A 15256-nucleotide genomic window follows, 5' to 3' on the forward strand; every position below is an offset into this window, starting at 1 on the left:
TTATGAAAAAGACATTACTCTTATCCCTATTCCTTGCTATCGCCTTTAGCTTACAAGCTCAAGAAGCAGACTCAACCGCTCAGCAACCTCAAACTTTTGAGTATGAATGGGCCGGTGAAAAAATAATGATGCAGAAATACTTCATCGTGTTTTTGAAGAGTGGTCCGGAAAGGAGTCAGACTGAAGCAGAAGCCATGAAACTGCAGGAACAGCACCTCGCTTACCTTGGCGGTCTTTATGAGAAGGGCATCATAAACCTGAATGGGCCTACAGATGGGACGGGTGATATTAGAGGGTTTTCCGTTTATAATGTCGCCAACATCGAAAAAGCCCGCGAGCTGGCCAATAACGATCCCATGGTTAAAGCCGGAAGGCTGGAAGTAGAAGTTCATCCCTGGTGGCTGGCAAAAGGCTCGGGAGTGAAGTAGGGTTTACTTTTCTTTAATCAGAGCGATGGATGTCTTGTTGGGGTATTTTTATTTAGTTAAACCATTTATTCTCGTCACGTTGCTCCGCTGCGTGATGCCAATACGAGGCTCCGCCTCAACCCGGGGTTCCGCAGCAGAGTGGCGGAACCAGTAGAATGGAGATATTGTCTGGGTTTATTATTTAGTTATACCACTTATAACTACCACCGGTAGGCTTAAATGGATCGAGTTCAATATGGATGAGTTCGTACTCCCCGTCTGAAAATTTATAAAACCTACTTTGATCAGCGGCCTTCTCATATCCCGATGCTCGAATATATAAAATGGTGCCATCTTTACTCCATTGTACTCCTCCAGACGTTCTAAAGTCTGGTAGTATAATCTTATGGCTGTCCGTTTCGGAATCATATAAATAAGCTTGTACTCCACCTACGGCAGTTTGGTAAGAAATAAATCGACCATCAGGGCTCCATTTAGGTTCAACTGCATTTCCTGTTTCGGTAATTCTGGTCAACCTACCACTTTCCAATTCAATGGTATAAATATCTCGATAGTACCCTGATCTTACAGAATCGGCATAAGCTGCTTTGGTAGAGAATGCCAATTTCGACCCGTCAGGACTCCAGGCAGGGTCCCATGCACCCCAGCTGTTATTAACATTGGTTACAGAGTCGGCTTCAAAATCATACACTCGTATACTACTGTACCCTGATTCAAAAGCTATTTTTGAACCATCGGGGCTCCATACCGGATGACGTCCCGTATAAGGAAGTCCAATCTCATTGTCGTTTATTTTCATGGGTCTTTTATTGGACCCGTCTGCATTCATTAAATAGATAGATGAGGAATGCACTGAAGATTTCTTGGAAGTAGTAAATACAATCTTAGATCCGTCTGGACTCCAGGATGGCTCAAAAGCTGAATTCTTATTAAAATTAGTCAGCTTCTTTAGACCAGATCCATCCGTATTCATTTTATAGATTTGGGTTCCAGCATTGCCATTGGCATTTTCAATTTTTGAAAAGACAATTTTTCCGGGGATCTCAGGCTTTGGGTTATTGTCATCAAGCAGATCACATCCCGAAATAATACAGGCAAAACTAATGGTAAATAAAAAAGTTCGTATGGTCATTTGTTCTCTTAACTACTTATTTCTTGTTAAGCTATTTATACTATAGAACTAACACAAGACTGATTTGGTCTATTTTTTTCAGCCCCTCCCTTTTCTTACTTTATCATGAGTTTAGATAAGGTCACTAAAGTTGTCATCCTGAGCGCTTAAAAGCTATACTAAACACATTTTTTGAACGCGAAGGGTGACAACCAAAGATTAATTTTATCTCAAACTAACAGTACTTTAAGTAAACTCAATTAAAAACAAATATCCTCCCCATGCGCGAAGCCATCTTTGTCCCGCTCGAATCCTACAGTGAACTTCCTGAAGAGGAAATGAAAAAGCGAGCTTCTGATTTTTATGAGCTGGTTAAAAAGCGCCGAACGGTTCGGGATTTCAGTGACCGCCCGGTACCCAAAGAAATTATTGAGAATTGCCTGCTTGCTGCGGGAACCGCCCCCAATGGCGCCAACAAACAGCCCTGGCATTTTGTGGCCGTTTCAGACCCTGAGATTAAAAAGACGATTCGCATAGAAGCTGAGAAAGAGGAGCATGAGTTTTATAATCGCCGCGCGCCGGAAGACTGGCTCGATGACCTCCGCCCTTTTGGTACCGATGAAAACAAGCCCTTCCTCGAAAAAGCCCCCTATCTGATTGGAATCTTCGCCCAAAGTTATAAGCTGGATGAAGACGGGGAAAAAGAGAAACATTACTATGTGAAAGAATCAGTCGGTATTGCGACTGGAATCCTGATCACCGCCCTGCATAATGCCGGTTTGGCTACGTTAACTCACACCCCAAGTCCTATGGGTTTTCTGAATGAAATTATGGGCCGGCCATCACATGAAAAGCCATTCTTGTTATTGGTGGTGGGCTATCCTGAAGAAGGAACAAAGGTTCCGGATATTTCGAAAAAGTCGCTGGATGAGATTTCTACTTTTATTTAACCTATCTAGATCTAGTCATTTCGCGGCGAATGCCCGAAACCTGGATGGTTTTCAGACATCAAATTATAGTTTATATCAACATTTAGATTCCTGCCTACGCAGGAATGACCATTAAAACATTATTCCTTGAGTAAAGATAAGAGCACATCAAAAAAAACCTCCACCTTCAAAAAAGAGCTCCTTCAATGGGGGCTTATTTTTTTGGTGGGAGCTATTCTGTATGGAACCGGTTATCACACCGAAGTGATCGGGAAGCTTCAGAGCGTGATTTTATATACCGGCCTTTTTCAACCGGATGTTGAGGAATCCATTCAGCATGGAAATCTGGCTGATTACGATATGCCTTTACTTACTATAAATGGCGAGCGCACTTCTCTTTCTGAATTCGAAGGCAAAACTATTTTTCTAAATTTCTGGGCGACCTGGTGTCCGCCTTGTATCGCCGAGATGCCCAACATTCAAGCTCTTTATGATGGGATTGACGATGACGACATTGTCTTTGTAATGGCCTCTTTAGATCGCGATCCTCAGAAAGCCTGGGACTTCACCAAGCGAAAAGAGTTCACTTTTCCTGTTTACTCGGTTATCAGAAAGCCGAGAATTTATGACACCTCTATGGTTCCTACGACCTATGTTATTTCTCCTGATGGAACCATTGTTATGATGCATGCGGGAATGGCTAAATACAACACCGATGATTTCAGGGCTTTTCTCACCGGCTTTTCTGATCAATAAACCGTCTAATGGAACGCGGACGACACTGACAATTCAGATAGTCGCTGATGAATTTCATTAAATCCCCAACAATTCAATTTATCTGCCAGAGTTAACCAAAACACCTTTTTTAATGACATCGAAATTAAAAAAACGTACCTTGGCGATGGTCTTTTAAGGCTATAAATTTTATTTAAAACAACTCTCTGGAACAAAGGTCCTTCATGGCATCCCGCTGGTCTTTGTTCAGGATGACAAATCAAAAGTATGGAAAAAGTTATCTCCGGCATTCAGCAAATCGGAATCGGCATTCCTGATGTTCACAAAGCTACAGATTGGTATCGCCGAAATTTTGGTATGGATATCAAAGTTTTTGAAGACGCCGCTACGGCTGAGCTTATGCTTCCTTATACAGGCGGTAAGCCCCATGACCGAACTGCTATTCTCGCCCTGAACATGAAGGGCGGTGGCGGTTTTGAGATCTGGCAATACACCAGTCGCGAGCCCCAGCCTGCAGATTTTGATCTAATGATGGGAGATCTGGGTATTAACTGTGGAAAGATTAAGTCGATTAATGTCCCGGGAACTTACGATGAGATGGAAGCAGCCGGACTGGATATCCTAACTCCGCTGGAGAAAAACCCGGCCGGCGACTACAACTTTTTTGTTAAGGACTTATATGGAAATATCTGGCAGGTAGTAAAAGGTCTCGATTTCTTCAAAAAGAAAACGCCGTCATCTACCGGCGGTGTGGTTGGCGCTGTGATCGGCTCCACAAATATTGAAAAAGCGAAGACGCTATATTCTGATGTTCTGGGCTACGATGAAGTCGTTTTTGATATGACGGCTACTCATGCTGATTACGAAGGTCTGCCGGGTGGAGATCATAAATTTCGCCGTGTGCTGCTTCGGCATTCTGAGCCTCGGCAAGGTGGCTTTAGTAAGATGTTTGGCCCTACTGAAATCGAACTCATTGAGGTTTTGGGAAGAAAACCCCGCAAGCTTTTTGAAGATCGTTACTGGGGAGATTTGGGATTCATTCACCTTTGCTTTGACGTACAGGGCATGGACGCTTTAAAAGAAGACCTGGAAGAAAATGGCTTCCCCTTTACCGTAGATTCTGCAGATAGCTTTGATATGGGCGAAGCTGCTGGTCGGTTTACTTATGTTGAAGATCCTGACGGAACACTTATTGAGTTTGTTGAAACTCATAAAGTCCCCATTATGAAAAAAATAGGTTGGTACATTGATATGACTAAACGTGATCCAAAAAAGAACCTTCCCAACTGGATGATTTCTGCTCTTCGCTTTAGCCGAATGAAGGATTGAAAGTGATTTGGTGATAGAGTGATAAAGTGATGAGTGATGAAATCGTAAATCACCATATCACTTTATCACCATATTACTTGATCACTTAATCAACATCATTTTGCGGGTTTCTACAAAGCTTCCTGCTTGTATTCGGTAGATATACATCCCGCTTGATAATGCGGAGGCATCGAATGTGACGGTCTGGACTCCTGATGCCGTTTTCCCATTCACCAAAGAAGCCACTTCTTGCCCAAGCATATTATACACCTTAAGGCTCACATCGCTTGCTTTCGGTAAATTGAAACTAATGTTTGTTGTCGGGTTGAATGGGTTGGGATAGTTTTGTGAAAGACTGAATTGATTGGGGTTGAAATCACCTTCTTCATTGCTCACCGAAGTACCATCATTTTCCGAATCAACATTCGCAAAGTAAACTACCACCTCAGAGCTTCCGTTTTTATTGGTAGCTGTGTATGTCATCGGGCCTGGATTTTCCTCGTCAACGATCCACCAGAACTTTCTTGTTTCTGGATCAAAAGTTGCCGAAGCCGGTTTGTTCATTACTGAAACCTCCGGGATACTTAAATCCAGATTCACTGCACTTATAAAAAATGAAAGAGTGTCTCCAACCGAGAAAGGAATAGGGCCGTCATTAAATACTCCTGGATAATTACCCCCCACGTTAACACTTCGAGTTCCGCCATTGGTTATTACATCAAAGTATGTGCTCTGGTTCATATAACCATCATCAAAAAATGCCCTTGGGTAAGCTCTGTAATATTGTATTACCATTTCTTGGATGTTGATATCCCATCTCAGAGTAACATAAACCTGGGTTCCATCTTCCAGTGAGCGATAATCGTTACCACCTCCATTTGTCGTATCTCCTGAAGCGTTCAGGTTATAACTCCGATCTCCGATGCTTGTACCGTCTTCATTGAACAGCCTCTTAAAGACCCCTGTCTTATACATTTCTCCGGTTAAGAAATCGATGCTAAAGGTTTCTCGCAACACCATTTGATACGTTTCACCAAAGAGCATGTACTGTGAAGTTGAATATGAGCTTAATACCAATTCGCCATTGTCTAATCGAAATATTCTTATCTCTGTTTGATTTCCGGCTTCATCATAATCAAATTCCGTTTTACTGATGGGGTCATCAATGACAGGGCCTCCTTCATTGTTTAGGCTATCAGGATAGACGCTGTAAAGGATTAATGAGTCAACCAACGTTTCATCATTCGGGTTCTGAAAGGTCTTATACAATCCGGTAGCTACCCATTGAGAATCTGTCCAGGTATATTGACGCCCCTCAATCACATTATTGTTATACATATAGTAAACACTATCACGCCCTATGAGCTGATCTTTATTATTATCCCATTGTTTGGAAACCTGATAAATAGTCCTTCTTCCATCTCCAAACTTAGTGTAGCTATAGCTCCAGCTAAAAGTAGATCCATCAAAGCCATATGAGCGATAAGAACTCAACTCATAATTTTCGTTAGAAATATTTCTTTGTTCCGATTCCGGATAATATTCCATGTTCTCAGGGTTGTACCTTTCCTCAATGCGTAATGTGTCCCACCCCTGCTCATTTTGATAACTCAATAGGTGAGCATATTTAACCCACCCTTCTTCAGTATCATAGTTTTCTGAATATGTCTCGTAGTCAGCTCCCCGTGATGGTTCACCTACAAAAGCCGTTCTTAAACCATAGTATGGTGTTCTGCTCCCATAATTAAAGTAGAGTGTTTCGGTTGTGTCATTACCCGAATCATAAGCCTTACTATACATGAACCTTTCTGGAAATAACGCCATACTATCCTGGTTCCAATTGTAGGCCTCATCGCTAATTAAGTAAGAGCCCGATTCTATCAAGCCCTCAGTCCAGCGCCAGCCAAGAGAAGACGGACGATACATAGAATCATTAGGGGCTTTGTACTCTTCAAATCTCCAGGAGGTATCTGGATTATTCAGAAAGACACCTTTCTTTCGCAACTGATTAAACTCCTTCATGAAGTTTCTTTTTTCCTGAACTCCAGCATTCAGTAGTAACAGATCTGCTTTTTTTGTTTGTGGAGAAACCTGATAAATAAATGCTTTATGTGACAAATCCAGATACTGATTATTTATCTGCTTCTGAATATCCACCTGTTGTGCCGAAGCTGCTATGCTGAAACCTAAAAAACCTATTAGTAGTAGCTGTATTTTTTTCATTGTATATCTGATTCTTTTAATAATGAAGCCTGCATGAGCTACAGGAATACATCAAATTTCAAATATTCATCAACTAACTGTTATCGCCCGAACGGAGTATTTTTCTACCTCTACTTCACAACGTTTCGCCTTAACGCTAACCGCACAGCAGCAGCCCGTGAATTCACCTGCATCTTTTTGTAGATGTTTTTGATGTGCGTTTTCACCGTCCACGGACTCAGGATAACATCTTCTGCTATCTCTTTATTGGATTTTCCCTCAATAACATGCTCGAGAATTCGAATTTCTGCCGGCGTTAAATCGAAAGGCACTACTTCCGGTTCTTTCTTTTTTTGTGTAGGATCTTTTCTTAGCCCCGAAACTAAACTCATAAGTTTTCTGGCAATAGATGGTGATATTGGAGACCCGCCTTTTTTAACATCCTTAATCGACTGAACTACCTCTTCAATCGGTTCATCTTTTAATAAGTATCCCGTGGCACCAACCTGAATGGATTCAAATATTCGCTCATCGTCCTCAAAAACCGTAAACATGATGATGTCAATGTCTTGATGCTTTTCTTTGATCTGAAAGGTTGCCTCGATCCCCGAAAGCCCAGGCAATTCAATATCCATAAGCAGGACGTCAGGAAGCTCTTCTGCCTTATCAAGATATTTTATACAGAGCTCAGCATCTTCTACCGCAAAAACCAGATCAATCTCATCGTAAAAGGAAAGCAGCTCGGAAAGGCGCTTCCTAAAAATGCTGTGATCTTCAATAATGGCAACTTTTATCTTTTCCATTCCCGAATATTTATGCTAATCGTGTTCGTTGACTTTCAAAATGCTTCTTTTTTTGATTAAGCATATCCCCTGAATTTGGTATTTATAAATTGAAAGAGAGCTTTATTTCTGTTCCATTTTTTTTATCCATGTCTAAGGTTCCTCCCAGCTCTTCTGCTCTTTTTCGCATATTCCCCAAACCATAGCCCCCATTTAATGCCTGTCCGTTTTCCTTAAAGGTCCCATCATCTTTTATGCATACCTTCAGCGACCCATTATTTCTACTGAAATGTATATCAAGATTTTCTGCACCTGCATACTTCAGTGTGTTTTGAGCCGCTTCCTGGATGATCCTGAAAACATTCAATGCCTGGGTTGAGCTCAGTGTTACTTTGTCCTCTACTTCCTGGTGGTAATGAACCTGCAACTCATCACACAACGCACTTTGAGACTTGAAGTATTTCTTTAGGTGATCAACAAAACCTTCCAGGTCTAAACTGTTCTGATTAAGCGCCCAAATGGTTTCTCGTAACTGCTTGATGGTAACATTGGCGTCTCCTCGCAGCGAGTTCATTAGCTCTGCTGAGCGGGCCGTGTTCTTCTTTTCATTATATTTTTCAATCAGTGTTAATCCAGATATTATATTCGCTAACTGAGCTCCTACATGATCATGAAGATCCCGGGAAATTCGCTCCCTTTCGTTTCTAAGTCTATTTTCAACTTCCATTTTACGAATTTGCTCGCGGAGCCTTCTCTGTGAAATATGCCTGATTCCTACAACCAACAAAACAAGCCCTGTCAACCCTGAAAGAGAGCGAAACCACCAGGTCTGCCACCAAGGAGGCGTAATATTTACTGCGAGCTGTATTCCCTCTTCATTCCATACACCATAGCTATTCGCAGCTTTTACCCTGAAATTATATTCCCCTGGCTCAAGATTTGGATAGTCCGCGAAGGTTCGGTTTCCTGCTTCCACCCATTGCTCGTCCACACCCACCATTTTATAGGCGTACTTATTCTGCTGCGGTTTCTCGTAATCCAAAGCAGCAAACTCAAAAGAAAGAAAGTTTTTGTTGTATGGAAGAATAAGCTCCTTTTCAAATACGCTGCTCGTATCGGTATTATAAGGTTCATTAAATAGCCGAATACCAGTAAGCTGAACAACCGGTTCTTTCTTATTCGTGGTAAGCTCTTCTGTATCAAGAATATTAAAGCCGCCAATCCCCCCAAAAACAACTCTCTCATCTGACAGTCTTAAGTAGGCGCCGGTATTAAATTCTTTATTCTGAATGCCATCCTCTTCAGTAAAAGCAGTAAAACTTAGTGTTGGTGTATGCAGCCTGGCTAATCCATTGTTTGTGCTAATCCAGATGAAGTCTGGATCAACATCAGGGAGAATGCCATAGGTGCTGTTATTTGAAAGCCCTTGTTCCGTACCAAACCTTCTAAACTCATTTTTTATGGGATTCCACCGTGTTATTCCGCCCCCATAGGTTGCAAACCAAAAAGTGCTGTCGTTTTGATGATAAATACTGCGCCCATCGTTAAATGAAACCGAATTGGAGTTTGATGGATCATGTCGAAAAACAGAAATTCTTCCAAACTGACCTTCTTGTACTTCAATTTTTGTAAAGCCATTTTCCATAGTTGCCAGCCATATACCTCCATCTCTATCTTCATAGATTCGGCGAATTTTCTCTCCGCCTATTACATTTTCCCCGCCTGTATTGCTATTAAAATGAGTAACATTAACCGGTTCATTTTCGAGCAAGCCTACCGGATTTTTCACTAGCTGAAGGCCATCCCCCTCATATCCAACCCACATCCACCCTCTGCTATCTATAAATACCTGATGAATTAGATATGAGTTTATGAAGCTATTCTCCGGGTTGAAGTTACGAGCCGATCCTTCAGGCTTTCCTTCTCCATTGATCGGAATATAGAATAACCCATTCGTTACCGTTACTACCCATAACCCGTTTTCACTTCTTTCCAGTGACCAGATTTGGTTTTCAATCAGCTCTTTTGGGAGCCCTTGGAAACGTTCTGTATTTACTGCTTCTTCATTCCAAAATCGGATTCCTTCAGCGCCGGCAAACCAAATACCTTTTCCCTGTTCCTCTTCCAGCGCCAGAATAAATGGAGCTCCCATTTCAGGATTCGTATCTTCGTTAACTAGCTTTATTGCGGTTTGTTCTTCAAGCCTTACAAAGCCCTGTCCCCAGCTATAGCTCCATATCCCACCTTGTGGATCATGATATAATGCTGTTGGTGAAAAATCTTTACTCCCAGTCTTCAATTCCTGATAACTTCGCTCACCCGTATTTTTGTTAATAAATTGAAGCCCTTTTTCCTCAGATGTGCCAATCAGGTATTCCTCTTTTTCCACATATAGCTGTTGATTATGTTCAGAGGCCATACCACTTTCTAATGATTGAATAATGCTTTCTGAAAGCAGCTCTTTTGGAACTTTCTGGTTGCCAGAGTTTTGGCTATACACCCAAATTTGGTTTAGCTCATCAACGATTACTCTTGACAGGTTTTGAACATTCTCACCTTTAAACTGATCAACCCTTTCTGCTGTTAAAACCCTTTTTTGCGGATTTGATTTGTATGCCTCAACCTCTTCTGATGGAATATGATACAGACCGGTAAAAGACGCTCCTAAAAAACTTCCATCTTTAAATTCTACAACTGCATTTGGGCTGTAGAGTTCTATGCCGGTCTTTTTATCCTTTATTTCAACCCCTCGGAAGCTCCCTTTATCCGGGTCAAATAATCCAAATGCCTGAGCTCCTATTGACGCCCAGAAAGCTCCCTCACGATCCTTCATAAAAAGGTAGATGGGCGCGCTTGGAAATCCGTTTCTTATTTTTTCACTGTATTGGTAACGGGCAAACTTCTCGGTTCTAGGGTTGAATTTATTAATGCCTCCATCCCTTGTTCCAACCCAAATAGTCCCATCATCATCAACTAAAATCCCGTGAATGAAATTATCAGAAATGCTTGTACTGTCAGACGAATTATGCCTATAGGTCTTCACTGACTTTCCGTCAAATCGGTTTAACCCATCAATGGTGCCAACCCACAGAAATCCACTTTTATCCAGAGCCAGATTTGTTACCGTATTATGAGATAAGCCAATGTTTTGAGCATTATACTGTGTAACGCTAAAATGATAGGGCTGACTATTAGCAAGCCCTGCCCACAAAACCCCAAAAACAATGAATCCTATTACCCTAACCAAAAAACCTCTGCTAGTTACCCTTTGAGGTAATATCTATAATTTTTAGGGCTTTTAAATGATCATAATAAAAATTTAACGTACCCTTATTGACCCTCTCTGTCAGGTACTAAAGGCTCACTGCCCTGCAGCACATCCATTTCTTCTTTCAGCATTTCCTGAACATAGTGTGCTCCCGCAACAGAATCATACCCTACTCTGTAGCGAACTTTTTGCTTGTATAAATCCATGATGCCCGTCAGTTGTCCGTCCCGAAGGAGTAATGACGCTAAACCCGTTCCCTGATCTTCAATGTTTGCAGAAATAGAAGTGATTCCCGGAATCGTTTGCTGTACACGGCGAACCTGAAGATTAAATTCTTCGCCTCCTTCTTCTTTACGAATAACAAATGAGCCTCCTTTTTTGATTGAGTTTACCACATTCATATCTACTTCAATCAATTCTTTATCAGTGGAAAGGCTGTCTGAGTTCTTGATGGGCTGATTTTCCATCTGCTCATTTTCTGCTAATGCCTGAGGCTGTTCCGCGCTTTTCTTTTCTTCACCGCAGCTAATCATAGTGACCATTCCGGTAACCAATACTGCCAGCAAAAACACTCTTTTTGAATTTCTCATAGTTATTTAATTAGCGCCATTTTCTTGGTTAACGTTGTTGTTCCGGCTTGAAGGCGATATACATAGATTCCGCTAGCCAGGTTTGCTGCGTCAAAGTTAACCTCATAATCTCCGGCTCCCTTATTCTCATTCATCAGAGTCGCAACTTTTTGCCCCTGCATATTAAAGATCTCAATCTGCACTTCTCCTGCCTGCTTCAGAGTATAGTTTATGGTGGTAGTCGGGTTGAATGGGTTTGGATAGTTTTGCCCAAGAGTGACGGCCTCAGGTGTTGTTGCCATTTCATTCGAAACAACATCATTAACAGATAGCGTTACAGGAACCTCGATAACTCTGTTTTCGGGATCGTTTGTTCTAACAACAAGGGTCGTTTCGTAGGTTCCGGCGGTCAAGCCTGTTGAATTGAAATTGAGCGTTGCTTCATTAGTCTCTTCCTCAAACGCAACACCGCTCATATTTTCTACTGATAGCCATCTGTAGGGTGTGTTTAGCTGCTTCAGCTCAAAATTATCTACATCAATCCGGGTTCCTGATGTTGCCTCATTACGCTGAAGCACACGCATCTCGCTTGGAGTTTTGCCATTCAAGAATCCCGCTTCATAAATTGGAGTTCCATTCAGGTAATACTCTATAACTTCATCTTCAACATTATATACAATTTTGAGTGTGTTGTAGGTATTTGGCGGGACCACAGCGTTTGTCCCAAAGAACTGTAGTTGATCGTTTTCACCTAAATCTGCAGCAAAAATGGTTCCCTCGCTAATAATTACTCCACTTGAAAACTCTCCGTTTTCTCCATCAAAGAAGTAAAAGTCATAGACTTCAGAATTAACCTCTACCCCGGAAATGGAAAAGTCTACACTTAGTTCATAGTTGCCAAAAGGCTGGTACCCAAAAAATGGTGCTGAAATAAATTGTGTGTTACTAGTCCCGTCATGAGTTATTCGAAGGTTTCGGTTTCCATCACTACCACTGCCTGAAACGATCTCAAATGGTGATCCGCTTAAAACAGTCCAGTTGTCATAGCCGGAAAACTCTCCTGTTGGGAAGTTTTCAAAAGAGGTGCTGTATAAAACTTCTTCTGTCTTTAAGCCCTTTCTAGCTTTTTCACTGTGGAATGAGTGGTTTGCAGGAATACCAATGGTGTTTTCCATAAGCTCCGGCTGCATTGTCTTTAATCCAGCTTTTGCCCTTGTTTTATTAACAGTAGCGCCGGGAAAATCAAAGTCTATATCCCACACAAGACCGCTCTCCCCTCCATTTGAAATACTGAACGGTACGCTGATTTCGTCTTCCCTGTTAATCGTTACTTCTATTTCATCAGTAGAAACAGAAACTACCGGGGAATCAACAATGGAAGGCCTATATCCTGCTATCGTTCTTTTGACCTGCTTTAGTGTTAAGGTGGCGTCTTCAGGAGTGTTTCTGTTGCTAGTTCCTACACTAGCCCCATCAAACATCAAAACCGGACTTGAAAATATGGGTGCCTCCAATTGCCCTGCATCACTATATGCCATAACCGTAACAAAGTTCTCTGCCGCATTTTGAAACCCAACTGAATAATGGAATAAGGCTCCACTTTCAGATGCCGCTGCACTTTGCTGGGTTCTTGAGTGTGAATTACCCATGTTGTGCCCGATCTCATGCACAAGCGTATAATTAGTTGCCACCTGCTGAACTCTATTCACGGAAAAACTTCTTAAAGGAGCTCCGGACACACTATTTAACACCCAGGCAATTCCTCCTGTATTTGGTTCGCTCATTATAAGAGCCATGAGATCTACCCCATACTCTTCCCTCAGGTCATGAACCTCTTCCATATAGCCGATGTAGTCTGTGTCATCTTCTCCAAAAGAAGGGTTATCGCGATCTTGGGTAAATCTTCTTAAATGATCTCCTGCCGAAATATCCTCATCATTATCTCCGCGGTATGCGGTTTTGTGGATGTGAGCTACTCTTAGCTCGATTCCTGTTTCACTATTATCCAGAGCTGTTTGAGAGAGATTAATGGATTGAGCAAGGATAAAATCTATGTTCCCAAAGGCTGAACTTTCTGCCCAAACCTCAGCAGAATCGGTATAAACAAGCATTATATCGATAGAAATACTGTCGTCCACGGATGCATAAACCGGAGCTACCATCGCGCCACTTTCGGCATCTGAAATAGATTTTTTTCTGTTGTCTGAAAACCTGCTTTTAAGGTTGGGTATAGCCTCAAGGTTTTCATTTTCATGAACAGCACAAGATTCTGTGGTTCCCAGTATCGATTTATTCCGGGTCAGAAATGCTTTGCCTATTTCTTGGTCTTCAGCAATCATCACGGCGCTCGAGTGGGATTCATGGTATAAACCAATCAAAGTGCCATCACCATAAGAGAAAGTGAACTTATTGTCTGGCTTGCCTAACTCCGTTGCCATATAAGAAGTGATTCCCGCCCGATAATTCTTTTGGCGATCTATTCTGAAAAGAGCCGTCTTGTTTTGTCCGGTTTCCATTTCAAAGATGGCGCCTTTTTTAAAATCAGCGCTCTCTAAGGCAGAGCTATTTAGGGTAAAGAACGTTTTGTCACTTTGATTTGCTTCCGCTTTGTTCAGGGAAACTTCATCTAAAGAGTTAATTTTTAATGGTGTGCTTTCCTGCGCTTTAACAACCGTTGAAAAGGTCAGGAACGCAATGATAGCTACTGCTAATAGTTTTTTCATCTCTTCTCTGCTAATAGATTTATTTTGTACAATATTGTAAATAATAAGGACTAATTCTTCCTCTAGGCAAAACGGTCTGCCAGCCGATTAATTAGATAACCACTTTCAGTGAGCGCCTGAGTTGCAAATTTTCCAAAGAAGTCTGTAACTCCTTCAAACTCTTTAATAAACCCTTCGCGGTCATTTTGTTCCACCATTTTTACCAGCTTTTTGTGGTGCTCAAAGAACTTTAACAACAGATCCCGGCGCTCTTTATTGGCAAATACAATATCAGCATAAAGTTCTGCATCCTGAGCGAAGATTCGGCCGGTCATCATTAATTCAGCGCGGTAAATTGGGGAGGAGTAATCCAGCATATCCGTGGGTTTCAAGTCAAACTCTTCCATAAAAGAACCATGCAAAAGAGCCACAAAGTGACGTAAGCCCTGAACCAGGTGCATCACATGGTCATGTTTTTGGGGATCTGCTTCAATTACACGCATGCCCCATAATTCACATTGCTCCATAAACCATTTTGCGTTTTCTCCATCCCGGGCATTACAAAATACCATCAGCTGTTTGGAAAGGTTTTGAACATCCGGACCATGCATAGGGTGAAGCCCAACTACCGGGCCGTTATGCGCCGCTAACATTGCATCAATTGGGTTAGATTTGTTGCTGGTGAAATCCGCAAGAATGGTCTCTTTCTTAAGGCGCCCGCTCAGTCTTTCGATCACGCTTTCTGTAACATTGATAGGAACCGTTACAATTACCATATCCAACTTGGGAGATATTTCCTCAAGCTCGTGCCAGTTTTTCTTGTCGATGGAGTAGGTTTCATGTCCGGATTGATCTGCTATCCGTTTGTACAGCTTGCCCATCCCTCCTTCACCTCCAACAAATAGAATATGTTTAGGAGATTCAGTAGCTATAGGAAAAGTCTCTTGTGATTGAGTTGCTCTGGAAGCAGTCATAATCATTCTTAAAAAATCTTCCGCCCAGTCAGGATCAATACCTTTAGTTTTCGCAAGATCTTTAAATGCTTTTGACTTCTCTTCTTCGCGCGCCGGCACAAAAACCGGTAGCTGATTCTCAACTTTTCGCTTAATTACATCCCGAACAATATCCCCCCGCTCTGAAAGCAAGTCCAGAATTTGCTCGTCAATTTCATCTATACGCTTACGGGGCGACTCTAAATCTTTATGCCGATGAGACATCTGTA

The 15256-nt window shown here is 41.9% G+C and carries 11 protein-coding genes; 4 read left to right on the plus strand and 7 right to left on the minus strand.

Annotated elements, in window-relative coordinates:
- Window positions 1-2 precede the first annotated feature (2 nt).
- The gene (locus CL667_10010; GenBank protein MAL18035.1) at window positions 3-428 is read left to right on the plus strand and encodes a hypothetical protein; all 426 of its coding nucleotides are present in this window, start codon (window positions 3-5) and stop codon (window positions 426-428) included.
- 181 nt (window positions 429-609) lie between these two features.
- On the opposite strand, the gene CL667_10015 is transcribed toward CL667_10010, so the two are convergent.
- Window positions 610-1560 carry a hypothetical protein gene (locus tag CL667_10015; GenBank protein MAL18036.1) on the minus strand — a complete coding sequence of 317 codons (951 nt, stop codon included), beginning with the start codon at window positions 1558-1560 and terminating at the stop codon, window positions 610-612.
- Between the two features lie 260 nt (window positions 1561-1820).
- Here CL667_10015 and CL667_10020 point away from each other — a divergent pair, with 260 nt between their 5' ends.
- The 3 genes from CL667_10020 (at window position 1821) to CL667_10030 (ending at window position 4532) form a co-directional block, all read left to right on the plus strand.
- Window positions 1821-2489 (plus strand): nitroreductase family protein, encoded by a 669-nt coding sequence (locus CL667_10020; protein MAL18037.1) that lies wholly within the window; start codon window positions 1821-1823, stop codon window positions 2487-2489.
- Between the two features lie 126 nt (window positions 2490-2615).
- Entirely contained in the window at window positions 2616-3224 is a 609-nt protein-coding gene (locus CL667_10025) for a thioredoxin (protein MAL18038.1), read from the plus strand.
- A 246-nt stretch (window positions 3225-3470) separates the two neighbouring features.
- Entirely contained in the window at window positions 3471-4532 is a 1062-nt protein-coding gene (locus CL667_10030; GenBank protein MAL18039.1) for a glyoxalase, read from the plus strand.
- 81 nt (window positions 4533-4613) lie between these two features.
- Here CL667_10030 and CL667_10035 read toward each other — a convergent pair whose 3' ends face one another.
- The 6 genes from CL667_10035 to CL667_10060 all read right to left on the minus strand — a co-directional run bounded on the left by CL667_10035 (window position 4614) and on the right by CL667_10060 (window position 15251).
- Window positions 4614-5075, minus strand: coding sequence for a hypothetical protein (locus tag CL667_10035; protein MAL18040.1), 462 nt, complete (start codon window positions 5073-5075; stop codon window positions 4614-4616).
- 1769 nt (window positions 5076-6844) lie between these two features.
- Window positions 6845-7516 (minus strand): DNA-binding response regulator, encoded by a 672-nt coding sequence (locus CL667_10040; protein ID MAL18041.1) that lies wholly within the window; start codon window positions 7514-7516, stop codon window positions 6845-6847.
- Window positions 7517-7598: 82 nt separating this feature from the next.
- Complete coding sequence (locus CL667_10045; GenBank protein MAL18042.1) at window positions 7599-10742, minus strand: hypothetical protein; 3144 nt, start codon at window positions 10740-10742, stop codon at window positions 7599-7601.
- Between the two features lie 83 nt (window positions 10743-10825).
- Window positions 10826-11353 carry a hypothetical protein gene (locus CL667_10050; GenBank protein ID MAL18043.1) on the minus strand — a complete coding sequence of 176 codons (528 nt, stop codon included), beginning with the start codon at window positions 11351-11353 and terminating at the stop codon, window positions 10826-10828.
- A 2-nt stretch (window positions 11354-11355) separates the two neighbouring features.
- Entirely contained in the window at window positions 11356-12870 is a 1515-nt protein-coding gene (locus tag CL667_10055; protein MAL18044.1) for a hypothetical protein, read from the minus strand.
- 1247 nt (window positions 12871-14117) lie between these two features.
- A complete protein-coding gene (locus tag CL667_10060; protein MAL18045.1) occupies window positions 14118-15251 on the minus strand; it encodes a bifunctional chorismate mutase/prephenate dehydrogenase in 1134 nt (377 codons plus the stop codon).
- Between the last annotated feature and the right edge of the window lie 5 nt (window positions 15252-15256).

This window comes from Balneola sp., from assembly GCA_002694685.1.
Classification (GTDB): Bacteria; Bacteroidota; Rhodothermia; order Balneolales; family Balneolaceae; genus Gracilimonas.